This is a genomic window from Klebsiella variicola (assembly GCF_000828055.2).
Lineage (GTDB): Bacteria > Pseudomonadota > Gammaproteobacteria > Enterobacterales > Enterobacteriaceae > Klebsiella > Klebsiella variicola.
Window position 1 is genome coordinate 3,779,230 of sequence record NZ_CP010523.2, and the last position, 24,892, is coordinate 3,804,121.

The 24,892-nt window shown below is 58.8% G+C and carries 23 protein-coding genes, 2 pseudogenes and 1 riboswitch; of the genes and pseudogenes, 10 read left to right on the top strand and 15 right to left on the bottom strand.

The annotated features are described in order from the left end of the window. Positions 1 to 95: 95 nt before the first annotated feature. Positions 96 to 356, top strand: coding sequence for a DUF1471 family protein YbiJ (ybiJ, locus tag SP68_RS17700; protein WP_004176772.1), 261 nt, complete (start codon positions 96 to 98; stop codon positions 354 to 356). A gap of 108 nt (positions 357 to 464) precedes the next feature. On the opposite strand, the gene ybiB is transcribed toward ybiJ, so the two are convergent. From ybiB to SP68_RS17735, 7 genes are all read right to left on the bottom strand, one after another. After that, entirely contained in the window at positions 465 to 1,433 is a 969-nt protein-coding gene (ybiB, locus tag SP68_RS17705) for a DNA-binding protein YbiB (protein WP_008805768.1), read from the bottom strand. Between the two features lie 29 nt (positions 1,434 to 1,462). Next, positions 1,463 to 3,619 (bottom strand): ATP-dependent DNA helicase DinG, encoded by a 2,157-nt coding sequence (gene dinG, locus SP68_RS17710; RefSeq protein ID WP_032735011.1) that lies wholly within the window; start codon positions 3,617 to 3,619, stop codon positions 1,463 to 1,465. A gap of 187 nt (positions 3,620 to 3,806) precedes the next feature. Continuing rightward, entirely contained in the window at positions 3,807 to 5,162 is a 1,356-nt protein-coding gene (rhlE, locus tag SP68_RS17715) for an ATP-dependent RNA helicase RhlE (RefSeq protein ID WP_008805766.1), read from the bottom strand. Between the two features lie 215 nt (positions 5,163 to 5,377). After that, positions 5,378 to 6,370, bottom strand: a complete 993-nt coding sequence (locus SP68_RS17720; protein WP_008805765.1) for a transketolase family protein — start codon at positions 6,368 to 6,370, stop codon at positions 5,378 to 5,380. Further along, the gene (locus tag SP68_RS17725) at positions 6,370 to 7,215 is read right to left on the bottom strand and encodes a transketolase (RefSeq protein ID WP_023297255.1); all 846 of its coding nucleotides are present in this window, start codon (positions 7,213 to 7,215) and stop codon (positions 6,370 to 6,372) included. Before SP68_RS17725 ends, SP68_RS17720 begins: the two co-directional genes overlap by 1 nt. 13 nt (positions 7,216 to 7,228) lie before the next feature. Further along, complete coding sequence (locus SP68_RS17730; protein WP_040973985.1) at positions 7,229 to 7,978, bottom strand: SDR family NAD(P)-dependent oxidoreductase; 750 nt, start codon at positions 7,976 to 7,978, stop codon at positions 7,229 to 7,231. A gap of 50 nt (positions 7,979 to 8,028) precedes the next feature. Beyond that, complete coding sequence (locus tag SP68_RS17735) at positions 8,029 to 9,360, bottom strand: MFS transporter (protein ID WP_040973982.1); 1,332 nt, start codon at positions 9,358 to 9,360, stop codon at positions 8,029 to 8,031. 419 nt (positions 9,361 to 9,779) lie between these two features. Between SP68_RS17735 and SP68_RS17740 the strand changes: the two genes are divergently transcribed. The 6 genes from SP68_RS17740 to SP68_RS17765 all read left to right on the top strand — a co-directional run bounded on the left by SP68_RS17740 (position 9,780) and on the right by SP68_RS17765 (position 16,522). After that, on the top strand, positions 9,780 to 10,703 hold the full coding sequence (locus tag SP68_RS17740) for a LysR substrate-binding domain-containing protein (protein ID WP_012542386.1): 924 nt from the start codon (positions 9,780 to 9,782) through the stop codon (positions 10,701 to 10,703). 73 nt (positions 10,704 to 10,776) lie between these two features. Continuing rightward, positions 10,777 to 11,436 (top strand): transcriptional regulator CecR, encoded by a 660-nt coding sequence (cecR, locus tag SP68_RS17745; protein ID WP_008805760.1) that lies wholly within the window; start codon positions 10,777 to 10,779, stop codon positions 11,434 to 11,436. Then, a complete protein-coding gene (gene hlyD / locus SP68_RS17750; protein WP_008805759.1) occupies positions 11,436 to 12,431 on the top strand; it encodes a secretion protein HlyD in 996 nt (331 codons plus the stop codon). Before cecR ends, hlyD begins: the two co-directional genes overlap by 1 nt. Beyond that, a complete protein-coding gene (locus tag SP68_RS17755; RefSeq protein ID WP_040973981.1) occupies positions 12,424 to 14,163 on the top strand; it encodes an ATP-binding cassette domain-containing protein in 1,740 nt (579 codons plus the stop codon). The genes hlyD and SP68_RS17755 overlap by 8 nt, the downstream gene beginning before the upstream one ends. Continuing rightward, a complete protein-coding gene (locus SP68_RS17760) occupies positions 14,153 to 15,286 on the top strand; it encodes an ABC transporter permease (protein ID WP_008805757.1) in 1,134 nt (377 codons plus the stop codon). Before SP68_RS17755 ends, SP68_RS17760 begins: the two co-directional genes overlap by 11 nt. 129 nt (positions 15,287 to 15,415) lie before the next feature. After that, the gene (locus SP68_RS17765; protein WP_012542389.1) at positions 15,416 to 16,522 is read left to right on the top strand and encodes an ABC transporter permease; all 1,107 of its coding nucleotides are present in this window, start codon (positions 15,416 to 15,418) and stop codon (positions 16,520 to 16,522) included. Here SP68_RS17765 and SP68_RS17770 read toward each other — a convergent pair. Beyond that, positions 16,484 to 16,894, bottom strand: a complete 411-nt coding sequence (locus SP68_RS17770) for a YbhQ family protein (RefSeq protein WP_012542390.1) — start codon at positions 16,892 to 16,894, stop codon at positions 16,484 to 16,486. The genes SP68_RS17765 and SP68_RS17770 overlap by 39 nt on opposite strands. A gap of 131 nt (positions 16,895 to 17,025) precedes the next feature. Here SP68_RS17770 and SP68_RS17775 point away from each other — a divergent pair, with 131 nt between their 5' ends. Genes SP68_RS17775 through SP68_RS17785 form a run of 3 tightly spaced genes read left to right on the top strand, consistent with a single transcriptional unit; the run spans position 17,026 to position 19,990 of the window. Then, positions 17,026 to 17,787, top strand: coding sequence for an endonuclease/exonuclease/phosphatase family protein (locus SP68_RS17775; RefSeq protein ID WP_008805754.1), 762 nt, complete (start codon positions 17,026 to 17,028; stop codon positions 17,785 to 17,787). Beyond that, positions 17,784 to 19,028: a cardiolipin synthase ClsB gene (gene clsB / locus SP68_RS17780; RefSeq protein WP_008805753.1), complete on the top strand. Its 1,245-nt coding sequence runs from the start codon at positions 17,784 to 17,786 to the stop codon at positions 19,026 to 19,028. The genes SP68_RS17775 and clsB overlap by 4 nt, the downstream gene beginning before the upstream one ends. Next, the gene (locus SP68_RS17785; protein WP_008805752.1) at positions 19,025 to 19,990 is read left to right on the top strand and encodes a lysylphosphatidylglycerol synthase domain-containing protein; all 966 of its coding nucleotides are present in this window, start codon (positions 19,025 to 19,027) and stop codon (positions 19,988 to 19,990) included. The genes clsB and SP68_RS17785 overlap by 4 nt, the downstream gene beginning before the upstream one ends. A gap of 1,035 nt (positions 19,991 to 21,025) precedes the next feature. On the opposite strand, the gene SP68_RS17790 is transcribed toward SP68_RS17785, so the two are convergent. The 7 genes and pseudogenes from SP68_RS17790 to SP68_RS17820 form a co-directional block, all read right to left on the bottom strand. After that, positions 21,026 to 21,730: a Bax inhibitor-1/YccA family protein gene (locus SP68_RS17790; RefSeq protein ID WP_004142079.1), complete on the bottom strand. Its 705-nt coding sequence runs from the start codon at positions 21,728 to 21,730 to the stop codon at positions 21,026 to 21,028. Between the two features lie 45 nt (positions 21,731 to 21,775). Then, positions 21,776 to 22,228, bottom strand: coding sequence for a molybdopterin synthase catalytic subunit MoaE (moaE, locus tag SP68_RS17795; protein WP_008805750.1), 453 nt, complete (start codon positions 22,226 to 22,228; stop codon positions 21,776 to 21,778). A gap of 1 nt (position 22,229) precedes the next feature. After that, a complete protein-coding gene (gene moaD / locus SP68_RS17800; RefSeq protein ID WP_008805749.1) occupies positions 22,230 to 22,478 on the bottom strand; it encodes a molybdopterin synthase sulfur carrier subunit in 249 nt (82 codons plus the stop codon). Next, positions 22,471 to 22,959, bottom strand: coding sequence for a cyclic pyranopterin monophosphate synthase MoaC (moaC, locus tag SP68_RS17805; RefSeq protein WP_008805748.1), 489 nt, complete (start codon positions 22,957 to 22,959; stop codon positions 22,471 to 22,473). Before moaC ends, moaD begins: the two co-directional genes overlap by 8 nt. A gap of 3 nt (positions 22,960 to 22,962) precedes the next feature. Then, entirely contained in the window at positions 22,963 to 23,475 is a 513-nt protein-coding gene (gene moaB / locus SP68_RS17810) for a molybdenum cofactor biosynthesis protein B (protein WP_008805747.1), read from the bottom strand. A 23-nt stretch (positions 23,476 to 23,498) separates the two neighbouring features. Then, positions 23,499 to 24,125 (bottom strand): annotated as a pseudogene (gene moaA, locus SP68_RS17815) (GTP 3',8-cyclase MoaA); the annotation flags it as partial. 10 nt (positions 24,126 to 24,135) lie between these two features. Beyond that, positions 24,136 to 24,636: pseudogene (locus SP68_RS17820) on the bottom strand (radical SAM protein); the annotation flags it as partial. Continuing rightward, a riboswitch (molybdenum cofactor riboswitch) is annotated at positions 24,624 to 24,762 on the bottom strand. Its footprint overlaps the pseudogene before it by 13 nt. Positions 24,763 to 24,892 lie beyond the last annotated feature (130 nt).

A 24,892-nucleotide genomic window follows, 5' to 3' on the forward strand; every position in this document is an offset into this window, starting at 1 on the left:
ATTTCCTTCGATTTTATCTCCCGCAAAAAAGCGTGATACTTATCACATCGACGGAACATCATCCCCTGAACAGAACAACCTGCGAGAGATTAACTATGAAAAACATCAAATATGCTGCCGCTGCCATCGCTCTGACCGCCCTTTCCTTCGGCGCCTTTGCCGCCGAACCGGTCACCCCCGCTCAGGCTGAAAGCATGAATAAAATCGGTGTGGTGTCTGCGCAAGGCGCAACCACTTTAGATGGTCTGGAAGCAAAACTGGCTGCTAAAGCCGAAGCCGCTGGCGCGACCGGCTACAGCATTACTTCCGCTAACACCAACAACAAACTGAGCGGTACTGCGGTTATCTATAAATAATCGCTGTTCCCTCTGTAAGCCACTGAATTAACCCTGAAAAGACCTTTAATACCCTTGCCTTGCCCGTCCGAGCCACCGGACGGGCTTTTTTTTATCCTGCAGATCCGATCACCAGCAGTCGTTGACGCGGCTGAGGCCCTGCTCCAGGGTGGTGACTTCCCCGCTGGCCAGCAGACAACAGGCAAGCTGAATTTTCAACGAGTGGGGCACCGGTTCGACGCCGGCGACGCAGCGCTCGATCCAGCGCGCCGTGACCTCAGGATCTTTCGAGGCCGGCAGGACCACCGCCTCCGCTGCCGTCTCAGTCTGGCGTTCGTACAGCACCCGCACGCCCTGCTCATCGATCAGGCTGATCTGCGGGCAGCGCTGCGGGTTGGCATACACTTCGCCCTCGGTACCGTGCATCAACAGCGCGCGGCCACCGGTCTCACGAAAGAAGTTCGCCACCCGCGGAACATATTCCGGATGCGACACGCTGGAGAGACGCAATGCCTCCGCTTCGCCAAACGGTGTAGCCAGCTTGGCCAGGGTATGGGCGCTGTTGCGCACGCCCATCCGCCAGCGCATCGCCAGCTGTTTCTCCAGCGGCGGACAGAAAGCCCCCACCGGGATATACACCGGTTCATGGCCCTCCAGCTGCGCCTGAGCCTGTCCGGCGTGCCGGGTGGCCGGAATATCCAGCAGGGTAAAAATGGTCTCGGTCAGCACCCGGGTGGGATCGTGACTGACGCCGTGAACCACCACCGGAAACCCCAGCTTGTGCAGAAGCATCGCCAGCAGCGGCGTCAGGTTCGCCTGCTTGCGCGCGCCGTTGTAGCTGGGGATGACAATCGGCATCGGCTTGCCGGCCGGCGGGGTCAGGCGCAGCGTATGCTGCTGCATCGCCGCGTAAAACCCTTTCATCTCCGCTTCGCCTTCGCCTTTGATGCGCAGGGCGATTAATATTCCCCCCAGCTCCAGCTCCGGCACCTCGCCGTCCAGCATCCGCGCATAGAGCGCACGGGCGGTCTCTTCATCGAGGTCGCGGGCATGATTCTTACCGCGACCCACCTCTTTTATAATTTTGCTGTACTCCATGGCTCCCCCTGGTGCATCACGCGCCGGCGTCAGCGACGTTTGCGGCCTGACTGTTTTGCTGTCTGTTTTGCTTTCCGTTTTACTATAACCTCCGGGACGCCCGGCTGCTCTATGGGAAAAACAGGTAACGCGTTCAGTAGACGCGCGCCATAGTTTTTGGTCAACAGACGCTTATCGTAAATCACCACCTCTCCCCAGCAGTGATGGCTGCGGATCAGACGCCCCACCTGCTGAATAAGATTAAAGGAGGCGCTGGGCAAACTCTGTACCTCGAAAGGGTAACGATTAAGGCTTTTCAGCCATTCGCCTTCGGTGATCACTACCGGGCTGTCGATGGGCGGAAAGGCGATTTTATGGATATGTACCTGGCTTAGCAGATCGCCCTTTAAATCCAGCCCTTCGGCAAAGGACTGCAGACCCACCAGCACGCTGCGCTCGCCGCTTTCCACCCGTTTGCGATGCAGCTCCACCAGCCGATAGCGCGGCTGGTCGCCCTGCACCAGCAGTATCAGGCGCAGATCGGTCACATGCTCCAGGAAGCGGTTCATCGCCCGCCCGCTGGCAAACAGCACCAGCATCCCGAGATGTTTCTTGCTCTCTACCTGCTGGCGAAAATAGGCCGCCATCTCGGCAATGTGCTGCTCTTCGTTATCCATCAGCGGTTCATAGCGCATTTGAGGAATAATAATTTTCCCCTGCTCCACGTGGTTGAACGGCGAATCCAGCGCCACGAAGCGGTCACCCGCTTTCTCCTTCAGACCACTCATCTCCTGCAGGCGCGAGAAGCTGTTTAGCGAGCGCAGCGTCGCTGACGTCACGACGATATGCGGTACGCTGCGCCACAGCAGCCGTTCCAGCTGATCGCTGACGCGGATGCCGACACAGTGGAACCAGACATGGATCTGGCCGTCGCGCACCACTCGCGTCGCCCATTTGGTTACCGGCGCGCCTGAGGATTGCGCCAGCGACGCCAGGCGCCATAGCTTGCTTTGGCTTTCAAACATGCCGAGCGCGCGGTTCATCTGCAGCAGCACCCGATGCAGGCGCACCACGTCATGGCTGCCGGTCTTTTCGCTGAGATCGTTAAGAAACAGCTCCGCCAGCCCGCGCAGCATCTCGGTGAGCTTCGCCAGCCGCTGGCAGATCTCCATCACCTCCTGCGGCAGTTCGCCCATCGGGAAGCGATGCTCCGCTTCCTGACCGGCGGGCATGTAGAGATTGAGAATATTATTCAACGACGCAATCAGCTCGAACAGCTCTTCGCAATGGCCGGTGAGCCGCTCCGGATTGGCCAGCGGCGGCGTGGTTTTCGGACGAAACTGCTCCATGCAGGTGGCGACCAGCTTGCAGAACAGATCCAGCTGCAGGCGAAACCAGGGGGCGGTGATCTCGGCGCTCATCTCCAGCGCGTCGCGGGCGACGTCCGGCAGATGATGGCCTTCATCGAGGACCAACAGCAGGTTTTTCGGCTCCGGCAGCACTGCCTCGCTCTCCATCGCCGCCATCACCAGCGCATGGTTGGCCACCACCACTTCCGCCTCCTGAATTTCCCGCCGCGCCACGAAGAACGGGCACTCGCGATAGTAGTGGCAGTTGCGGTTCAGGCAGCTGGCCTTATCGGTGCTCAGCCGGCTCCACAGCGCGTCATCGATGGCTTTATCGGTATGATCGCGCAGGCCGTCCCAGCGGTAGCTGTCGAGGTCCTGCTTCAGGGTCGCACACAGCTTCTGCTCGGCCTGGTTGTTCGGGGTGAGATCGTCATCGAGGAAGGCCAGCAGATCCTGCTGTGACGGCTCGGTGCTGGCCAGTGCCGTCAGGTTACGCGGACAGACGTAGCGCCCACGACCGAAGGCGGCGGTAAAGCGCAGGTCGGGAATAATTTTACGCAGCAGCGGCAGGTCTTTACTGTAGATTTGATCCTGCAGGGCGACGTTGGCGGTGCTAACCACCAGCGTTTTTTGTTCCTCCCGGGCGATGGCGATGCCCGGGATCAGGTATGACAGCGTTTTACCGACGCCGGTCGGCGCTTCGATAGCCAGATGCCTGCCCTCTTCCCCGGCGAGAGTTTTCGCCACATCGGCGATCATCTGCCGCTGCGGGGGGCGGGGAATAAAGTCCGGGATCTGTTCCTGAAGCGCCTTATACCAGGCGGCGATTTGCGCTTTCAGCGCAGCGGTCAAAGCCATGAGAAAACCTGAATACTGTATAAACAGCCACTATTGTGCCATTTTTGCCCGCCTGGAGGTATTGCTTTCTGCTGAGTGTGGAAGCGTGCTCGACAAATAGTGTAATGGAAAGAAAAAGGCCCGCCGCCGCGTAGCGGACAGACGGGCCTGAGCCGGGCCGCGTTATCGCGGCCGAGGCATCAGCGTGTTATTCGCCAGCCGGTTTACGCGGACGACGGCGGCGCGGCGGTTTGCCGTCCTGCGTACGCGCTTTCGGCGCCTCGCCGTCCTGACGGCGCGGGGCGCTGTTCTGGCTGCGCGGCTGTCCGCTGCGTCCCTGACCCTGGCCACCGCGTCCCTGACCTTGCCCACGACCGCCGCCGCGCTGCTGGCGACCGTTCTGGATAGGTTCGGCTTTAATGGACGGATCCGGCTCATAGCCGGCAATCGCGATGCGCGGGATCTCTTTTTTCAGCAGGCGCTCGATATCGCGCAGCAGCTTATGCTCATCCACGCACACCAGCGACAAGGCTTCACCGGTGGCCGCCGCGCGGCCGGTACGGCCGATACGGTGGACGTAATCTTCCGGTACGTTCGGCAGCTCGTAGTTCACCACGTGCGGCAGCTCTTCGATATCCAGACCACGGGCGGCGATATCGGTCGCCACCAGCACGCGAATGCCGCCGGATTTAAAGTCGGCCAGCGCGCGGGTACGCGCTCCCTGGCTCTTGTTGCCATGGATCGCCGCGCTGCGGATGCCGTCTTTATTAAGCTGCTCCGCGAGGTGGTTGGCGCCATGCTTGGTGCGGGTAAACACCAGCACCTGCTGCCAGTTGCCTTCGCCGATCAGCTGCGACAACAGTTCGCGCTTGCGGTTCTTATCAACGAAATGGACGTGCTGGGTGATCTGCTCGGACGCGGTGTTGCGACGCGCCACTTCCACTTCCAGCGGGTTGTGCAGCAGTTTCTCGGCCAGGCCCTTGATCTCGTCGGAGAAGGTCGCCGAGAACAGCAGGTTCTGTCGACGCGCCGGCAGTTTAGCCAGTACGCGACGGATGTCATGGATAAAGCCCATATCCAGCATGCGGTCCGCTTCGTCCAGCACAAGGATTTCCACGCTATCAAGGCTGACCGCGTTCTGATGTTCGAGGTCCAGCAGACGGCCCGGGGTGGCAACGAGGATGTCGACGCCACCGCGCAGCTTCATCATCTGCGGGTTGATGCTCACGCCGCCGAATACCACCAGCGAGCGAATATTCAGGTACTTGCTGTAATCGCGGACGTTCTCGCCCACCTGCGCCGCCAGCTCACGGGTCGGGGTCAGGATCAGCGCCCGCACCGGGCGGCGACCCTTTGCGTGCGGCTCTTTGTCAATCAGGCGCTGCAGCAGCGGCAGGGTAAAGCCCGCCGTCTTACCGGTACCGGTCTGGGCGCTGGCCATCAGGTCGCGCCCCTGCATTACTGCCGGGATCGCCTGCTGTTGGATAGGGGTCGGCTCAACGTAGCCCTGCTCAGCGACAGCGCGCAGGATATCGGGATTCAGGCCAAGGGAATCAAAAGACATAACAACTCCGAACCGCCCCGGCCCGGTGAAGGGCGTAGTTTTCAGGGAGATTATTGCGATAAGAGATGGCAAAAACCACAATGCCATGAAGGGGCGCAGTCTAGCAGATTTTGTGACAGGCCGCATAAAATCTGCAAAAGAATACCGCGCCTGGCTGGCGGGCATGAGAAGGCCGCTGAGCGCGCTCAGCGGCCTGGTGCGTCATGGCAAAGCGATTAACGCAGACGATACTTAAGTTTTTCAACGATCTTCGCGGTGGAGATGCCGTAGCGATCGTGAAGGGTCGGCAGCGCGCCGGCTAACAGGAACGCGTCGGGCAGCCCCACAGTATCCAGCTCACAGCGCACACCCTTACGCATCAACAGCGCGGCCACCGCCTCCCCCAGGCCGCCGACCGCGGTGTGGTTTTCCGCAGTCACCACCAGACGACCTGGCTTCGACGCCTGTTCAATAATCGCTTTTTCATCCAGCGGTTTGATGGTCGGCACGTGCAGGACCGCCACGCTGATGTTATCGGCCCGCAGCTTTTCAACCGCCTCCAGCGCGCGCATGGTCATCAGCCCGGAGGAGATGATCAGCACATCGTTGCCGTCCTCCAGCAGCTTTGCTTTACCCAGTTCGAACTGATAGTCGTATTTATCCAGCACCAGCGGCACCTTACCGCGCAGCAGGCGCATATACACCGGCCCCTGGTGATCGGCAATGGCCGGCACCGCCTGCTCTATCTCCAGCGCATCGCAAGGATCGACGATGACCATGCCGGGGATACCGCGCATAATCGCCAGATCTTCAGTGGCCTGATGGCTGGGGCCATAACCGGTCGTCAGGCCCGGCAGCGCCGCGCAGATCTTCACGTTCAGATGCTCTTCAGCGATGACCTGATGAATAAAATCATAGGCGCGACGGGTTGCAAAGGCGGCATAGGTGGTGGCGAAAGGAATAAATCCCTCCTTCGCCATTCCCCCCGCCGCCGCCATCAGCAGCTGCTCGGCCATGCCCATCTGGAAGAAACGATCCGGGAAGGCCTGGGCGAAAATATGCAGATCGGTATATTTTGACAGGTCCGCGGTCATGCCGACGATTTCCGGACGCTGCGCCGCCAGTTTTGACAGCGCGACGCCGAAGGGCGCAGAGATGGTCGCCTGGCCCTCATCGGCAATCGAGGCGATCATCGCCGACGTTTTTAAACGGGGTTGACTCTGGCTCATTACAGCACTCCTTCTGGTTTGTTAGCATCCAGCACCGCAATCGCTTTTTGCCATTCGTCGGCATCGACGCGAATAAAATGGTTTTTATCGCGGGTTTCGAGGAACGGCACCCCTTTGCCCATCAGCGTGTCGCATAAAATGACCCGCGGCTGGTTGCCGGAATAACTTTTCGCGTTGTCAAAAGCGGCCATCACCGCCGGCAGATCGTTACCGTCCACGCGCTGTACGTACCAGCCGAAGGCGGCCCATTTATCCTGCAGCGGCTCAAAGCCGAGGATTTTGCGCGAATCACCGTCCGCCTGCTGTTTGTTGACGTCGACAAGGTTAATCAGGTTGCTCAGGCCATAGTGAGCCGCCGACATCGCCGCTTCCCAGGTCGACCCTTCGTCCAGCTCCCCATCGGACATGGAGTTATAGACCCAGGCCGTGCTCTGTTTCTGCCGCAGCCCTAGCGCCATGCCGACGGCAATGGACAGCCCCTGTCCCAGCGAACCGCCGGACATCTCCATCCCCGGGGTGTAGGTCGCCATGCCGGACATCGGCAGGCGGCTGTCGTCGGAGCCGTAAGTTTCCAGCTCGGCTTCCGGGATAATGCCCGCCTCCAGCAGCGCGGCATAATAAGCGATAGCGTAATGGCCATGAGAGAGCAGGAAGCGATCGCGCCCCTCCCACTCGGGATCTTCCGGACGATAGGTCATGGCGTGGCTGAAGGCGGTGGCCAGCACATCGGCATAGCCCAGCGCCTGGCCGATATAGCCCTGCCCCTGCACTTCCCCCATTTGCAGGGCGTAACGGCGAATACGCCACGCCGCCGCGGCGACTTTTTGTGATTCGGTCATCTTCATCTGTTTGCCTCGCTTAGTGAATTAACATGCCGCCGTTAACGTCCAGGGTGATACCGGTGGAGTAGGAAGAGAGGTCGCTGCCGAGGAACAGCGCGGCGCGCGCGATGTCTACCGCGTCGCCGAGGCGGTTCATCGGGATCCCGGCAAGAATGTTGGCCGTCATGTCGTCGGTCAGCTTGCCGGCGGTAATGTCGGTCTGAATCAGCCCCGGGGTGATGCAGTTAACGCGGACGTTATCCGGGCCAAGCTCGCGCGCCATCGCCCGCGCCAGACCCAGCACCCCGGCTTTTGCCGCGCTGTAGTGCGGGCCGCCGAAGATACCGCCGCCGCGCTGGGCGGAAACGGACGAGATGCAGACGATGCTGCCGGATTTTTGCGCCCGCATGGTGGGAATAACCGCCTGCGACATCAGCAGCGTACCGCGCAGGCTGACATCAAGTACCGCGTCATAGTTGGCGCGCTTGATCTCCATCAGCTTCAGCGGCTGGGTAATCCCGGCGTTATTCACCAGCACATCAACCCGGCCATATTTCGCCAGAATTTGTTCGATGGCCGCCTGCACCTGCACTTCGTCGGAGACGTTCGCCGCCAGGCCGAGATGGCCTTCGCCTAATGCCGCCGCCGCGGTTTTGCTGGCTTCACCATTGAGGTCGATAATGACCACTTTCGCGCCGTTGTCGGCGAATAATTTCGCGGTGGCGAAACCCAAACCGCGAGCGGAGGCCGCGCCAGTAATAATGGCGACTTTATCTTCTAATAACATAGTTTCACTCCATGACATTACGTCATATTAATTAACAGGATATATTTCCGTTATTGTGGTTCATCGAGGAAAATAATCACCACCAAACCAATGGCGGCGCAGATACCAAAATAGGTAAATACAGAATTAAAACTCCCGGTTTTATCAAGTAAGAAACCGGCTGCCATCGGCGCGACAAATCCACCGAGGTTGCCGCCGCTATTAATTATGGAAGAGGCGATTGGATAGGTTTTGCTGTCCGAAACGGCCATACCGTAGGCGGTAAAAGCCGGCCAGCCGATATTCAAACAAAAACCGACAAAAAATAATCCAATACAGACCGCCAGGGTGCTTGCCGGGATATTCAGCATAATTAACATCATGACCACCGTTGACACGGCAGTAAACATCATGGTGGGTTTACGTCGGCGGCCCAGGACTTTATCTGAAATCCACCCGCCGCCAATCGCGCCAATAAAGCCGCCGATGCACGGCATACTGGCCACGAAACCCATACTCATTACATCAAAGCCACGCTCTTTGACTAAGTACAGCGGGATCCAGGTTAATAATCCGTACAGCACGCTAACCATCATAAAATACGCCAGGCAGTCACCGAGAATATTTTTTGAGGTGAATAAGCCTTTCGCCGTATCAATTGGCGCCATCTTCTTTACCCGAATGATTTTATCCAGCCAGGTGAATCGATCGGCAATTAATATATTTTCGCGTACGCTATTATTATGACTTTCACGCCCGGCATTAATCTCTGCCAGTTCACTTTGTGAAACAAATCCGCTTTCTGATGGCTTTGACTTCACCAATAGATACCAGGCTATCGCTGCCACAATCCCGGGTATCGCGAAGGAGAAAAAGACCCACCGCCAGCCCCAGGTCACCGCAATCCACACCGCCAGCGGCGGGACAATAATCGGCGCAAACATGGTCGCCGCGATGTAAACGCCGGTTGCTGTGGCTTTCTCTTTTGGTGGAAACCAGTTATTTATGGTGGAAGCCAGCCCCACCGGGCAAGGCCCTTCGCTTAGCCCCAGTCCCAGCCGCACCAGCTTCAGGCCAAACACGGAGCTCACCGTGCCCATCAGCCAGGTAAAGGCGGAGAAGCCGAAAATGGACAGCGAAACCAGCCCCCGGGTACCGCGTTTGGCGATGAAAAAACCGGCCGGGATCTGGCTTACCGCATAGCCGAGGAAAAACATACTGGCGATGGCCCCGGCTTCAAAATTATTGATATGAAACTCATCAATGATAAACGGCAGAACCGCGCCAATATTGGTTCTGTCGGCGTAATTGATGGCATACACCAGGAAAATCATCGTCAAAACCACGAAACGATATTTCGTTTTCCTGGCGTCAGTACAGACTAGTGTATCTATACGTGACATAGGGTTTCCTCATCTTATACCTCATCCACTTCGCTGCCCGTTGCCGCTTCGGATCACCGCGTTTTCACTTTCCATACAGCAGCAAAAGATAAATATCTTTTCGCTCAGCTAAACAGGTGGTTAGGTGTTTTATAATGGCGATCTCAACGCATCGCCGTTTGTGATCAGGCCTGTGAGAGGAATATAACAACCCCAAAATGAAACGGTATTCAAAAAACCTCAATTATGATTGAGAAAAATTGAGTTAGTGACTTCCCGCAAATTTTTAGTTTTTACTGACACGCGCGCTTTTAACGAGATAAATTGTTAAGCCCATCACAAATTAAAATCATTTTTTTCCTTTTCCCTATGCTGGCTATCACGACTGCGCCACGCTGTTCGCTATTTTCTTTTAGAAACGCCCAGCCCAGGATGCTGCCATGAGTCAACCGCTGCCCAATAAAAATTTGCCGATGCCCTCTTTACGCAATATCCAGGCCTTTATTGAAGTCGCCGCTACCGGCAGCCTCAACCTGGCCGCAGAGAATCTCAATATTACCGCCTCGGCGGTCAGCCATCAGATAGCCAGCCTGGAGCACTTTCTGGGGAAAAAACTGTTCTCCCGCAGCAGTAAAGGCGTCATGTTAACGGCGGTGGGAGAAAAATATCTCAAAGAGGTCTCCGGGGCGCTGAATATGATTGGCCAGGCCACCAGCCAGGTGATCAATGATATCCATCAGGATTATTTACGTATTCACTCGGCGCCGAGCTTCGGCCTGCTGTGGTTGATGCCTCGCCTGGATAAATTTCGCCAGGCGTGGCCGGAGTTAAAAATCAGCCTGACCTGTTCCTACGAAAGCATCCAGTTCTCCCGGGATAATATTGATATCGATATTCGTCACGGGCTATCACAGTGGCCAACGCTGTTGGTCAGAACCATTAAAAATGAGTGTGTCCTGCCCTACAGCGCAGCGTCTTATTTAGCCAGCCATCCTGTGCATGCGGTGGAAGATCTGCTGGCCTGCGATCTGATCCACTCCGACAGCACCTTAATTAACTGGAGCAGTTGGCTGTCGTGGCACAAGGTCCGCGGCTGGCATAAAAACTTCATTTTTAATTTCGACCGGTCGTACATGAGCATCGAGGCGGCCAGAATGGGGATGGGCGTGATCCTCGAAAGCAATCTGCTGGCCGGCGGGCACGTGCGTCAGGGGCAGCTGACGCCGGTATTTGACGACGAGCGGAGTATGCCGGTCGGCGCGCACCACTTCGTTCTTCCCCATGCCAATGAACAGAAGGAGAAGGTCCAGCGTTTCTTCGCCTGGGTCGCCGGGGAGCTGAAGGAGGAAGGGTTCCATATTTGATCCCGGCTGGTGGACAAACCGCCGATCGAGGCCTAAAGTTAATCAATCGATTGATTAACTTTTACCGAGCGCGATGACCAGTAAAGGCGAACAGGCAAAAAATCAGCTTATCGCGGCCGCTATCGCCCAGTTTGGCGAGTATGGTCAGCATGCCACCACCCGCGATATCGCCGCCCAGGCCGGGCAGAATATCGCCGCTATCACCTATTATTTTGGCTCGAAAGACGACTTATATCTCGCCTGTGCCCAATGGATCGCCGATTTTATCGGCGACAATTTTCGCCCACAGGCCGAAGCGGCGGAGGCCCTGCTCGCCGGGAAGTCGCCGGATCGCCAGGCAATACGCGCCCTCATTCTCAACGCCTGCCATAACATGATCCTGCTGCTGACCCAGGATGATACGGTCAACTTAAGCAAATTCATTTCCCGTGAGCAGCTGGCGCCGACCGCCGCCTACCATCTGATCCACCAGCAGGTGATCGCCCCCCTGCACCACTATCTCACCCGGCTGATTGCCGCCTGGACAGGCCGCGATGCCGGTGATACGCAAATGATCCTCCACACCCACGCCCTGCTGGGCGAGGTGCTGGCTTTCCGTCTTGGGCGTGAAACCATCCTGCTACGCACCGGCTGGACGCAGTTTGACGCGCAAAAGACCGAACAGATTTTCGAGGTCATTACCTGTCATATCGATTTCATTCTGCATGGGTTATCGCAAAGGAGTTTGGGCTGATGAAAAAACCCGTCGTCGTCATTCTGCTGATCGTGATTCTTCTCGCCGCGCTGGGCGGCGGCTGGTGGTGGTACCAGAGCAGCCGGCAGCAGCCGCTGACCCTGTATGGCAATGTCGATATCCGCACCGTCAACATGAGCTTCCGCGTCGGCGGCAGACTGGCTTCGCTGACCGTCGACGAAGGCGACAGCATCCGCGCCGGGCAAACTCTCGGCGAGCTTGATCGCGCGCCTTATGAAAATGCCCTGCTGCAGGCCCAGGCCAACGTCTCCACCGCCCAGGCGCAGTATGACCTGATGATGGCCGGCTACCGCGCGGAAGAGATTGCCCAGGCCGCGGCGGCGGTGAAACAGGCGCAAGCCGCTTACGACTATGCGCAAAACTTTTATCAGCGCCAGCTCGGGCTGCGCGCCAGCAGCGCGATTTCCGCCAACGATCTGGAGAACGCCCGCTCCTCACGCGACCAGGCGCAGGCAACGCTCAAATCGGCGCAGGATAAACTGCGTCAGTATCGCGCCGGTAACCGCCCGCAGGAGATTGCCCAGGCCAAAGCCAGTCTGGAACAGGCGCAGGCGGCGCTGGCCCAGGCCAAACTGGACCTGCACGATACCGTGCTCACCGCCCCTTCCGACGGTACGCTGATGACCCGCGCCGTCGAGCCCGGCACCATGCTCAACGCCGGCGGCACCGTACTGACGCTGTCGTTAACCCATCCGGTATGGGTCCGCGCCTATGTTGACGAAAAAAACCTTGGTCAGGCGCAGCCGGGACGTGAAGTGCTGCTGTATACCGACAGCCGGCCGGATAAGCCCTATCACGGCAAAATCGGCTTTGTCTCGCCAAGCGCTGAATTCACCCCGAAGACCGTTGAAACGCCGGATCTGCGTACCGACCTCGTTTATCGTCTGCGTATTGTGGTGAACGATGCCGACGGCGCCCTGCGCCAGGGGATGCCGGTGACCGTCTCCTTTAACCACGGGAACGGACATGAGTGAGGCCATCATTGCCTTAAACGGTCTGAGCCGCCGTTTTCCCGGAATGGACAGGCCAGCGGTGGCGCCGCTCACCTGCACGATCCACGCCGGCTACGTCACCGGGCTGGTGGGGCCCGACGGCGCGGGGAAAACCACCCTGATGCGAATGCTGGCCGGTTTGCTCAAGCCTGATGAGGGCCGCGCCAGCGTGATCGACTTCGACCCGCTAAAAGACGACAGCGCCCTGCACGCGGTGCTCGGCTATATGCCGCAGAAGTTCGGCCTGTATGAAGATCTGACGGTGATGGAAAACCTGACCCTGTACGCCGACCTGCGCAGCGTCACCGGCGAGGCGCGGAAGAAAATTTTCGACCGTCTGCTGGAGTTCACCTCCCTTGGCCCGTTCACCGAACGGCTGGCAGGCAAGCTTTCCGGCGGCATGAAGCAAAAGCTGGGGCTCGCCTGTACCCTGGTGGGCGACCCGAAAGTACTGCTGCTGGATGAGCCCGGCGTCGGCGTCGACCCTATCTCGCGCCGCGAGCTGTGGCAGATGGTGCACGAGCTGGCCGGCGACGGCATGCTGATCCTGTGGAGCACCTCCTATCTCGATGAAGCGGAACAATGCCGCGACGTGCTGCTGATGAACGAAGGCAAACTGCTCTACCAGGGTGAGCCGACGGCGCTGACGCAAACCATGGCCGGGCGCAGTTTCCTCGTCTCCAGCCCACAGGAAAACAACCGCCGTCTGCTGCAGCGGGTGCTGAAACTGCCGCAGGTCAGCGATGGCGTGATCCAGGGCAAATCGGTGCGCCTGATCCTGAAAAAGGACGCCCGCATTGAGGAAGTCCAGCAGCATGGCGACATGCCGCCGCTGCAGGTGGCCGACACCGCGCCGCGCTTTGAAGATGCGTTTATCGATCTGCTCGGCGGAGCGGGAACCGCCGAATCGCCGTTGGGAGCGATTATCCATCGTGTTGACGGCAGCAAAGACGAAACGGTCATTGAAGCCCAGTCGTTAACGAAAAAGTTTGGTGATTTCGCCGCTACCGACCACGTCGATTTCCAGGTTAAGCGCGGTGAAATTTTCGGCCTGCTCGGCCCCAACGGCGCCGGGAAATCCACCACCTTCAAAATGATGTGCGGCCTGCTGGTGCCCACCTCCGGCAAAGCGCTGGTTCTGGGGATGGATCTTAAGGTCAGCTCTGGCAAGGCGCGCCAACATCTGGGCTATATGGCGCAAAAATTTTCGCTGTACGGCAACCTCAGCGTCGAGCAGAACCTGCGCTTTTTCTCCGGCGTCTATGGCCTGCGCGGCCGGGCGCAAAATGAAAAAATCGCCCGAATGAGCGATGCCTTTGGCCTGAAAAGTATCGCCCGTCACGCCGCCGACGAGCTGCCGCTCGGCTACAAGCAGCGGCTGGCGCTGGCCTGCTCGCTGATGCATGAGCCCGATATTCTGTTTCTCGATGAACCGACCTCCGGCGTCGACCCCATCACCCGCCGCGAGTTCTGGCTGCATATCAACAGCATGGTCGATAAAGGGGTGACGGTGATGGTGACCACCCACTTTATGGATGAGGCGGAATACTGCGACCGTATCGGGCTGGTTTACCACGGTAAACTTATCGCCAGCGGCACCCCGGACGCGCTGAAGGCCCAGGCAGCGGATGACAGCCAGACGGACCCGACCATGGAGCAGGCGTTCATTACCCTGATTAACCGCTGGGATAAGGAGAATAGCCATGAGCAATAGCATTCTCTCCTGGCGGCGGGTCCGCGCCCTGTGCGTGAAAGAGACCCGGCAGATCGTCCGCGATCCCAGCAGCTGGCTGATCGCGGTGGTGATCCCGCTACTCCTGCTGTTTATCTTCGGCTATGGCATTAACCTCGACTCCAGCAAACTGCGGGTCGGCGTATTGCTGGAGCAACAGAGCGAAGAGGCGCTGGATTTCGTCCATACCATGACCGGCTCGCCCTATATCGACGCCACGGTCAGCGATAATCGCCAGCAACTGATTCAAATGATGCAGGCCGGGCGCATCCGCGCCATGGTGGTCATTCCGGTGGACTTCGACCGCCAGATGGCCCGCGCCGGCGCCGACGCACCGCTGCAGCTCATCACCGACGGCAGCGAGCCCAATACCGCCAACTTCGCTCAGGGCTACGTGGAAGGTATCTGGCAGATCTGGCAGCAGCAGCGGGCGGAAGACCGCGGCGAAACCTTTGAACCGCTGATCGACGTGCAGATGCGCTACTGGTTTAACCCGGCGGCTATTAGCCAGCACTTTATTATCCCCGGCGCAATTACCATCATCATGACCGTGGTCGGCGCGATCCTGACCTCGCTGGTGGTGGCGCGCGAATGGGAGCGCGGCACCATGGAGGCGCTGCTGTCGACGGAGATCACCCGCGCCGAACTGCTGCTATGCAAGCTCATTCCCTACTATTTCCTCGGCATGCTGGCGATGTTGCTCTGTATGCTGGTGTCGGTATTTATTCTCGGCGTGCCCTATCGCGGCTCGCTGCCGATCCTGTTTGTCATCACCAGTCTGTTTTTGCTCAGCACCCTGGGGATGGGGCTGCTGATCTCAACCATTACCCGCAACCAGTTTAACGCCGCGCAGGTGGCGCTGAATGCCGCGTTTTTACCGTCGATTATGCTGTCCGGGTTTATTTTCCAGATAGACAGTATGCCGGCGGTGATCCGCGCGGTGACCTACGTGATCCCGGCGCGCTATTTCGTCAACACCCTGCAAAGCCTGTTTCTGGCGGGCAATATTCCGGTGGTGCTGCTGGTGAATGTGCTGTTTTTGATTGCGTCGGCGGTGATGTTTATCGGCCTGACGTGGTTAAAAACCAAGCGGCGTCTGGATTAGGTTTTGCCCGGTGGCGCTGCGCTGACCGGGCCTACGGTTTAACCAACATCGATTATACGGTTCGCCGATCCCCCAGGCCGGGCAAACGCAGTGCCGCCCGGCGTGGTTGAATGGGCCAAAGGAGCAATTATGTTTCACCGTTTATGGACATTGATCCGCAAAGAGCTGCAGTCGCTGCTGCGCGAGCCGCAAACGCGGGCAATTTTAATCATGCCGGTGCTGATTCAGGTATTGTTGTTTCCCTTTGCCGCGACGCTGGAGGTGACCAACGCCACCATCGCCATCTACAACGAAGACAGCGGCCGCCACGCGGTGGAACTCACTCAGCGCTTCGCCCGCGCCAAAGCCTTTACCCACGTCCTGTTGCTGAAAAGCCCGCAGGCTATCCAGCCGACCATCGATGAACAAAAAGCCCTGCTGGTGGTACGCTTCCCGGCGGATTTCTCGCGTAATCTCGACAACTATCAAACCGCCCCGCTGCAGCTCCTGCTCGACGGGCGCAACTCCAACAGCGCGCAAATCGCCGCCAACTACCTGCAGCAGATCGTAAAAAACTATCAGCAGGAGCTGCTGGAGGGGAAAGCGAAGCCGAACAACAGCGAACTGGTGGTGCGCAACTGGTACAACCCGAATCTCGACTATAAGTGGTTCGTGGTGCCGTCGCTTATCGCCATGATCACCACCATCGGGGTGATGATCGTGACGTCGTTGTCGGTGGCCCGCGAGCGCGAACAGGGTACCCTCGATCAGCTGCTGGTCTCGCCCCTCGCCACCTGGCAAATCTTCGTTGGCAAAGCAGTGCCGGCGCTGATCGTCGCCACCCTGCAGGCGACTATCGTGCTGGCGATTGGTATCTGGGCCTATCAGATCCCGTTTGCCGGCTCGCTGCTGCTGTTCTATTTCACGATGGTGATTTATGGCTTATCGCTGGTGGGCTTCGGTTTATTGATTTCATCGCTGTGCGCCACCCAGCAGCAGGCGTTTATCGGCGTGTTCGTCTTTATGATGCCGGCGATCCTGCTTTCGGGCTACGTTTCACCGGTGGAAAATATGCCGCAGTGGCTGCAGGATCTGACCTGGATAAACCCGATCCGCCATTTTACCGATATCACCAAGCAAATTTATCTGAAGGATGCGAGTCTGAAGATTGTGTGGGGAAGTTTGTGGCCGCTACTGGTCATAGCGGCCACCACCGGCTCAGCGGCGTATGCGATGTTCCGAAGAAAGATTGCGTAGTTTTTTATCTTTCGCCAGCAGCGAGACCACCGCCGGGCCTGCCAGTATCACCAGCCCGGCGAGGGCCAGCAGCAGGTTGTTGTGCAGCACGCGCGACAGCAGCCACAGCGCTATCATGGCCGCGCCAAAGTACCAGGTGGTGGTGAGCTCCTCAAGGAAGTCTCCCACATCGCGCCAGCGCGCCTCGTGGTGACGCTGCAAAAACAGCATCGCCAGCAGCGTGACGCTATAGAGGACGCACAGCCCCAATCCGACGCGCACCAGCGCGCCGCTCATCCATCCCATCACCAGCACTGCCACGACCAGTAGATGCAACATAATCTGCCAGCAACTAAGACCTGTTGCGACGCGTACACGTTGTTGCCACTTCATGGCTTCTCTCCTGAAGGATTTTTCTCTGCTACTCAGAGTACCGCACTTTACGGAAAATTCCGTAACACCGCATCTTTTTGTGACGTCTACTACACTATTTTATTCAGGAAAGTGACATTTACTGGAGAATTATGGCTGAGCCAACGTCGGGATTTTCGTTGAACGTGCTGACAATTAACACCCATAAAGGCTTTACGGCGTTTAATCGGCGTTTTATTTTGCCCGAGTTGCGCGACGCCGTGCGCAGCGTCAGCGCGGATATTGTTTGCCTGCAGGAAGTGATGGGCGCTCACGAGGTTCACCCGCTGCACATCGAGAACTGGCCAGATACCACCCATTATGAATTTCTCGCCGACACCATGTGGAGCGATTACGCCTACGGGCGCAACGCGGTCTATCCGGAAGGCCACCACGGCAATGCCGTACTGTCGCGCTTTCCCATTGAATACTATGAAAATCGGGATATTTCAGTCGGCAACGGCGAGAAACGTGGTCTGCTTTACTGCCGCATCGTGCCGCCAGAGAGCGGCGTGACGATCCATGTGATCTGCGTTCACCTGGGTTTACGCGCCGACCAACGGCAGGCGCAGTTGACCATGCTGGCAGAATGGGTCAATACCCTCCCCGCCGGTGAGCCGGTGGTGGTGGCCGGGGATTTTAACGACTGGCGTCAGCAGGCGAATCAGCCGTTAAAAGCGCAAGCCGGGCTGGAAGAGATCTTTACCCGCGCCCGCGGACGGCCGGCGCGTACGTTTCCGGTCAGTTTTCCGCTGCTGCGCCTCGATCGTATTTATGTCAAAAACGCCCACGCCAGCCACCCGAAGGCGCTGGCCCTCAAACAATGGCGGCATCTGTCCGATCATGCGCCCCTTAGCGTGGAGATACACTTGTGAAATGTCGTTGGCAGGAAGGCAACCGCATTACGCTACTGGAGAACGGCGACCAGTACTATCCGGCGCTGTTTGCGGCTATTGGTCGCGCCAGCCGGCGGGTGATCCTCGAATCCTTTATCTGGTTTGAAGATGAGGTGGGCTGGCGGCTGCACGCGGTGCTGCTGAAAGCCGCCCGCCGCGGTATTCAGGTGGAGGTGCTGCTTGACGGCTACGGCTCGCCGGATCTCAGCGATGAGTTTGTCGGCGAACTGACCGCCGCCGGGGTGATTTTTCGCTACTACGATCCGCGCCCTAAGCTGATGGGGATGCGCACCAACCTGTTCCGTCGGATGCACCGTAAAATCGTGGTGATTGACGACACCACCGCCTTTGTCGGCGGCATCAACTACTCCGCCGAGCATATGAGCGACTACGGCCCGGAGGCGAAACAGGATTATGCGGTGCAGGTCGAGGGGCCGGTGGTGCTTGATATTCTCCAGTTCGAGCTGGAGAACCTGCCCAACAGCGAAACCGCCCGCCGCTGGTGGCGCCGCCGTCGCCACCAGCCAGAGATCAACCAGACTCCCGGCGAGGCGCAGGCGCTGTTCATCTGGCGCGACAACCAGGATCACCGCGACGATATCGAACGCCACTACCTGAAGATGCTCACCAGCGCCCGCCGGGAGGTGATCATTGCCAACGCCTATTTCTTTCCCGGCTACCGCCTGCTGCATGCGATGCGCAACGCTGCGCGACGCGGCGTGCGGGTCAAGCTGATCGTCCAGGGCGAGCCGGATATTCCGATTGTGAAGTTTGGCGCCCACCTGCTCTATCACTATCTCGTTAAGGGCGGGGTGCAGATCTACGAATATCGCCGCCGTCCGCTGCATGGCAAGGTCGCCCTGGCGGATGACCACTGGGCCACCGTCGGGTCGAGCAACCTGGATCCATTGAGCCTGTCGCTGAATCTGGAAGCCAATCTGATTATCCACGACCGGGTGTTTAACCAGACGCTGCGCGATAACCTTAACGGGCTTATCGCCAGGGATTGCCAGCGGATCGATAAAACGATGCTGCCGAAACGCAACTGGTGGCGGCTGGGCGTCAGCGTGATGGCCTTCCACTTTCTGCGCCACTTCCCGGCGTGGGTCGGCTGGCTACCAGCCCATACGCCGCGGCTGGCCAGGGTCAGCCCGCCGGTGCAGCCGGAGATTGAAACCCAGGATCGTGTCGACTCACAAACCAGGGATAATCCGCTATGAGCAAATCGCATCCCCGCTGGCGGATGGCGAAAAGAGTACTTACCGTGCTCTTTTTTATCGCGGTGATCGTCCTGCTGGTGATTTACGCGCAAAAAGTCGACTGGCAGGACGTGTGGAAGGTGATCCGCGGCTACGATCGGCTGGCCTTGTTTAGCGCCATTGCGCTGGTCATCGTCAGCTATCTGATCTACGGCTGCTACGATCTGCTTGGCCGGGCCTATTGTGGGCATAAGCTGGCGAAACGCCAGGTGATGCTGGTGTCGTTTATCTGCTATGCCTTTAACCTGACGCTCAGCACCTGGGTCGGCGGGATCGGCATGCGCTACCGGCTGTACTCGCGGCTGGGGCTCAACGGCGGCACCATCACCCGTATTTTTTCCTTAAGCATTACCACCAACTGGCTGGGCTATATCCTGCTCGGTGGGGTGATATTTACGGCGGATCTGGTGAAGCTGCCGCCGCACTGGTACATCAGCCAGACCACTCTGCGCATTATCGGCGGGGTGATGCTGATCCTTACGCTTTGCTATCTGTTCGGTTGCGCGTTTGCCAAACGCCGTCACCTGACGATTAAAGGCCAGCGGCTGGTGCTGCCCTCCTGGCGCTTCGCGTTGCTGCAGATGGGGATTTCGGCGGCGAACTGGATGGCGATGGGGGCGATAATCTGGCTGCTGTTGGGCAGCGAAATTAACTATTTCCTGGTATTAGGGGTGCTGCTGGTGAGCAGTATCGCCGGGGTGATCGTTCATATTCCGGCCGGTATCGGCGTGCTGGAGGCGGTGTTTATCGCCATGCTCTCCGGAGAGGAGATTTCGAAGGGCGCGATTATCGCCGCCCTGCTCGCCTGGCGCGCGCTCTATTATTTCCTGCCGCTGCTGCTGGCGACGGTGGCTTATCTGCTGCTGGAGAGTCGGGCGAAAAAGCTGCGGCAAAAGAACGAGCGCAAGCTGGCCCGCGAATGACACCGCCAGGTCGCGCTGCGCTTGCCGGGCCTGCGGGGTGTGAGCCTGTGAGAGGATCCTGTAGTCCGGGTAAGGCGCCAGCCGCCACCCGGCAATACCAGGGGTACCGTGCCTGATATCTTGCCCGGCGGCGCTGCGCTTGGCAGGTCTAAACCCCAGCCGGACGGTTCCCTCTCCCTCCGGGAGAGGGACAGGGTGAGGGGAAGCACTGCGGTGTGGTTGTTTATATTATCTGTGGCTTCAGCGTAGTTTGCGCTCCCGGTTAGTCTTCTGCGTTATGTCATTCATGGCGCAGGGAGCGCACAGGGGGCGGCCAGTCGCCGCCGCCCCCTGTACCCCCGGGCTCCGGCCAGCAAAATCGCCACTTCGTGGTGCCTTCGACTTATCCCTGCAGGCTTCGGGTCGGGCCGAGGCAGCGTCCCTGCAAAACACGGCCCTCAGCCCGCATCCATGCGGGCTGCCCCGACCTTCCGGGAACGTCTCAGCGATTTTGAGGCCGTCAGCACCGGCAGTTTCAGCAAGAAAGGTGAATAAATTAACGACAGGTCGCACGCACCGTAGGCCGGATAAGGCGCCAGCCGCCACCCGGCAACATCACGGGTACCGTGCCTGAAATCTCGCCCGGCGGCGCTGCGGCTTGCACGGGCCTACGGGGTGTGAGCCTGTGAGAGGCTCCTGTAGGCCGGGTCAGGCGCCAGCCGCCACCCGGCAGCACCACGGGTACCGTACCTGATGCCATCGCCCGGCGGCGCTGCGCTTGCACGGGCCTACGGGGTGTGAGCCTGTGAGAGGATCCTGTAGGCCGGGTAAGGCGCAGCCGCCACCCGGCAAAATCACGGGTACCGTGCCTGATGCCATCGCCCGGCGGCGCTGCGCTTGCATGGGCCTACGGGGTGTGAGCCTGTGAGAGGATCCTGTAGGCCGGGTAAGGCGCAGCCGCCACCCGGCAAAATCACGGGTACCGTGCCTGATATATCGCCCGGCGGCGCTGCGCTTGCCGGGCGTTAGGAGATGCAACCCTCTGATATTAAGAGGTTAGCGGCGGTTGCCCATAATACGCAGCAGCATCAGGAACAGGTTGATAAAGTCCAGGTACAGCGTTAAGGCCCCGAGGATCGAGTATTTACGCAGCGTAGCGCTGTCGCGGGTATCAATCTGCTCGCCGATGTTTTTCAGCTTCTGGGTGTCATACGCCGTCAGGCCGACAAACAGCACCACCCCAATGTAGGTCACCGCCCACATCAGCGCCTCGCTCTTCAGCCACAGGTTGACCAGCGATGCCAGCACGATGCCAATCAGCCCCATAAACAGCATGCTGCCGAAGCCGCTCAGATCGCGCTTCGTGGTGTAACCATACAAGCTCATCGCCCCGAACATCCCGCCGGTGACCACAAAGGTGCTGGCGATCGATGAGTAGGTATAGGCGATAAAAATGCTCGACAGCGTCAGCCCGGTCAGCGCCGAGTAGAGCATAAACAGCGTGGTGGCCATCCCGGCGCTCAGTCGCTGCACCATTCCCGACAGCACAAACACCAGCGCCAGCTGGGCAATAATCAGCCCAAAGAAAGTGATTTTGCTCGAAAAGACGAACATCATCACCGCCGGGGTATTCGCCGCAAACCACGCGATAAACGCCGTCAGCAGCAGGCCAACCGTCATCCAGCCGTATACCTGCGCCATGTAAGTCTGCAGGCCGGTACGGCCCTGCACGATTGAATCGGAACGCGGATATCTGTCCATGACTCTCTCCTGATTAACAAAGTTTCACCCTGTAAGCGTATCACACTACCAGCGCTCTGCCGCCTGACGATCGCTGTCGCGGGCGTCGACCCAGCGTTCGCCTTCCGGCGTCGCCTCACGCTTCCAGAACGGCGCGCGGGTTTTCAGGTAGTCCATAATAAACTCGCCGGCGGCGAAGGCGCTGCCGCGGTGGGCGCTGGTGACGCCGACAAACACAATCTCTTCCCCCGGCCACATTTCGCCGATGCGGTGGATAACCGTCACCCGGCCCAGCGGCCAGCGCTCGCGCGCCAGGTTGACAATTTCCGCCAGTGATTTCTCGGTCATCCCCGGATAGTGCTCGAGGGTCAGCGCTTTTACGCTGTCGCCAAGATTGTGATTGCGCACTTTACCGGTGAAGGTAACCACCGCACCGTCTTCATCGCGCTCGGCCAGCCACGGATACTCATCGCCGACGCTAAAGCGTGCCGGGCTAACCACGATACGAGTTTGCGTCATCTTAGCCTCCGGTCACCGGCGGGAAGAACGCCACTTCGTCGCCGCTGGCGACCGGATGGTCAAACGCGGTCAGCGTCTGGTTGACTGCCGCCAGCAGCTTGCCCTCTTCCAGGGCCAGCGCCCAGCGGTCGCCGCGCGCGGCAAGCTGCTGGCGCACGGCCTCGACGGTTGCCAGGTCGCTGGCGTCGAGTGTCAGGGCATCGGTGCCGACCAGTTCGCGCACCTGGGCGAAAAACAGAACCTTAATCATGGCGTTCGTCCACCTTAAAATCGCCGGACTTGCCGCCGCTTTTCGCCAGCAGGCGCAGCGGGCCAATGACCATATCTTTTTGCACCGCCTTGCACATGTCGTAGATGGTCAGCGCGGCAACGGAGGCGGCGGTCAATGCTTCCATCTCAACGCCGGTTTTACCGGTCAGACGGCAAAGTGACTCAATGCGCACCCGGTTATGCTCCGGCTGCGCCTGCAGATTGACTTCCACTTTGCTCAGCATCAGCGGATGACACAGCGGGATCAGCTCCCAGGTACGTTTTGCCGCCTGGATCCCGGCGATACGCGCGGTGGCGAACACATCGCCTTTATGGTGGCTGCCGTCGATAATCATCGCCAGCGTCGCCGCCTGCATTTCGACATAAGCCTCGGCGCGCGCTTCGCGCACCGTTTCCGCTTTGCCGGAGACATCCACCATATGGGCTTCGCCCGCGGCGTTAATATGGGTCAGTTGTGACATAGATTATTTCTTCAGGTGAGGAATGAAGTTACACGGACGGGTGCGAGCATCCAGCTGCGGGGCAATGATGTTGTCCCACGCCGTGCGGCAGGCTTTGGTCGAGCCCGGCATGGCAAAAATCAGCGTGCGGTTGGCGACGCCGGCCACGGCCCGGGACTGCAGCGTCGAGGTGCCGATCTCTTCGAACGACAGCATACGGAACACTTCGCCAAAGCCTTCGACCTCACGGTCAAACAGCGGCAGCAGCGCTTCCGGCGCCTGGTCACCCTCGGTGAACCCGGTCCCGCCGGTGATCAGCACCACCTGCACGTCATCGCTGGCGATCCACGCCGACACCTGGGCGCGGATGGCGTAGCGGTTTTCTTTCACAATCGCCTTATCGACGACATGGTGTCCCGCCTCCTGCGCCGCCTCGCGCAGCCAGTGGCCGGAGGTATCATCCTCTTCGCCACGGCGGCTGGAAACAGTAAGAATAGCAATACGGGTCGGAATAAACTCAGCGCTAGCCTGGCTCATCTGAATGCTCCTTTCGAAAACGATTAACCGCCAATATAGGACAGGTTCTGCGTAATACCGGTGTTGCCCTGATGCAGGAAATGGGTCTGCTTTTTATGGGTCAAGGCTTCGGCTATCCGCGCTTCCAGCTCGGCCTGTTGCTCGTCCTCAGCCATCAGGTCGCGCAGGTCGACGCCGCCTTCGCCAAACAGACACAGGTGCAGTTTGCCAACGGATGAGACGCGCAGACGGTTGCAGGTGGCGCAGAAATCTTTTTCATACGGCATGATGAGGCCGATTTCACCGGCGTAATCCGGGTGACAAAAGACCTGCGCCGGGCCATCGCTGCGCTGGCGGATCTGGTGGATCCAGCCGCGGCGCAGCAGCTCGTCGCGCAGCACCATGCCGGAAAGATGGTGACGGCGGAACAGATCGCTGCCCTCTCCGGTTTCCATCAGCTCAATAAAACGCAGCTGAATACGACGGGGTTGGATCCACGCGAGAAAGGTATCGAGCTGGTGATGATTAACATCACGCATCAGCACGGTATTGACCTTCACCTTGTCAAAGCCCGCGGCGAAAGCAGCATCAATGCCGTCCATCACCTGGTGGAACTTGTCCTGGCCGGTGATGGCATGAAATTGACGGGCGTCGAGGCTATCAACGCTGATGATTAACATCACGCATCAGCACGGTATTGACCTTCACCTTGTCAAAGCCCGCGGCGAAAGCAGCATCAATGCCGTCCATCACCTGGTGGAACTTGTCCTGGCCGGTGATGGCATGAAATTGACGGGCGTCGAGGCTATCAACGCTGACGTTAATCGCCGTCAGCCCGGCATCGCGCCAGCGTTCGACATCGCGCGCCAGGCGGTAACCGTTGGTGGTAACCGCAATCTGACGGATCGCCGGGTTTTCACGCACCGCGGCAATGATTTCGGTGAAGTCGCGACGCAGAGAGGGTTCCCCACCGGTGAGGCGAACTTTTTCGGTGCCCAGCGCGGAGAAAGCGCGCGTGACGCGGCGCACTTCGTCTACGCTGAGAAAGCCGTTGTTATTGACGGCGCCGGGTTTGTAGCCGTCCGGCAGGCAGTAGGTGCAACGGAAGTTGCACACATCGGTAATCGACAGACGCAGGTAAAAAAACTTACGCGCGAATGCATCGGTAAGCTGTGAGGCCATATACACCTTTCCAAATACGGGAGGCGCGGTCATTTCTTCCCACGCCCTGGCGACACCCGGAGGGGTCGCGGCCAAACCGCCATATCTTTTGACACAGGCGAAGAGGCTAGAGTGTTAACAGGTTATGCCGATAGTAGCGCGTTACGGACGGTTTCGCCATTTGCGATTTCGTTATATAACATTGTATATATCGCTACCTTCGTGCATTTTCGCTACAGAATAGCCATAAATCATTTTTTTGCCTTGATGTCGGTCA

Excerpts from the sequence above, each read along its gene's own strand:
- ybiJ (WP_004176772.1), top strand. The coding sequence starts at position 96 with ATGAAAAACATCAAATATGCTGCCGCTGCCATCGCTCTGACCGCCCTT.
- ybiB (WP_008805768.1), bottom strand. The coding sequence starts at position 1,433 with ATGGAGTACAGCAAAATTATAAAAGAGGTGGGTCGCGGTAAGAATCAT.
- dinG (WP_032735011.1), bottom strand. The coding sequence starts at position 3,619 with ATGGCTTTGACCGCTGCGCTGAAAGCGCAAATCGCCGCCTGGTATAAG.
- rhlE (WP_008805766.1), bottom strand. The coding sequence starts at position 5,162 with ATGTCTTTTGATTCCCTTGGCCTGAATCCCGATATCCTGCGCGCTGTC.
- SP68_RS17720 (WP_008805765.1), bottom strand. The coding sequence starts at position 6,370 with ATGAGCCAGAGTCAACCCCGTTTAAAAACGTCGGCGATGATCGCCTCG.
- SP68_RS17725 (WP_023297255.1), bottom strand. The coding sequence starts at position 7,215 with ATGAAGATGACCGAATCACAAAAAGTCGCCGCGGCGGCGTGGCGTATT.
- SP68_RS17730 (WP_040973985.1), bottom strand. The coding sequence starts at position 7,978 with ATGTTATTAGAAGATAAAGTCGCCATTATTACTGGCGCGGCCTCCGCT.
- SP68_RS17735 (WP_040973982.1), bottom strand. The coding sequence starts at position 9,360 with ATGTCACGTATAGATACACTAGTCTGTACTGACGCCAGGAAAACGAAA.
- SP68_RS17740 (WP_012542386.1), top strand. The coding sequence starts at position 9,780 with ATGAGTCAACCGCTGCCCAATAAAAATTTGCCGATGCCCTCTTTACGC.
- cecR (WP_008805760.1), top strand. The coding sequence starts at position 10,777 with ATGACCAGTAAAGGCGAACAGGCAAAAAATCAGCTTATCGCGGCCGCT.
- hlyD (WP_008805759.1), top strand. The coding sequence starts at position 11,436 with ATGAAAAAACCCGTCGTCGTCATTCTGCTGATCGTGATTCTTCTCGCC.
- SP68_RS17755 (WP_040973981.1), top strand. The coding sequence starts at position 12,424 with ATGAGTGAGGCCATCATTGCCTTAAACGGTCTGAGCCGCCGTTTTCCC.
- SP68_RS17760 (WP_008805757.1), top strand. The coding sequence starts at position 14,153 with ATGAGCAATAGCATTCTCTCCTGGCGGCGGGTCCGCGCCCTGTGCGTG.
- SP68_RS17765 (WP_012542389.1), top strand. The coding sequence starts at position 15,416 with ATGTTTCACCGTTTATGGACATTGATCCGCAAAGAGCTGCAGTCGCTG.
- SP68_RS17770 (WP_012542390.1), bottom strand. The coding sequence starts at position 16,894 with ATGAAGTGGCAACAACGTGTACGCGTCGCAACAGGTCTTAGTTGCTGG.
- SP68_RS17775 (WP_008805754.1), top strand. The coding sequence starts at position 17,026 with ATGGCTGAGCCAACGTCGGGATTTTCGTTGAACGTGCTGACAATTAAC.
- SP68_RS17785 (WP_008805752.1), top strand. The coding sequence starts at position 19,025 with ATGAGCAAATCGCATCCCCGCTGGCGGATGGCGAAAAGAGTACTTACC.
- SP68_RS17790 (WP_004142079.1), bottom strand. The coding sequence starts at position 21,730 with ATGGACAGATATCCGCGTTCCGATTCAATCGTGCAGGGCCGTACCGGC.
- moaE (WP_008805750.1), bottom strand. The coding sequence starts at position 22,228 with ATGACGCAAACTCGTATCGTGGTTAGCCCGGCACGCTTTAGCGTCGGC.
- moaD (WP_008805749.1), bottom strand. The coding sequence starts at position 22,478 with ATGATTAAGGTTCTGTTTTTCGCCCAGGTGCGCGAACTGGTCGGCACC.
- moaC (WP_008805748.1), bottom strand. The coding sequence starts at position 22,959 with ATGTCACAACTGACCCATATTAACGCCGCGGGCGAAGCCCATATGGTG.
- moaB (WP_008805747.1), bottom strand. The coding sequence starts at position 23,475 with ATGAGCCAGGCTAGCGCTGAGTTTATTCCGACCCGTATTGCTATTCTT.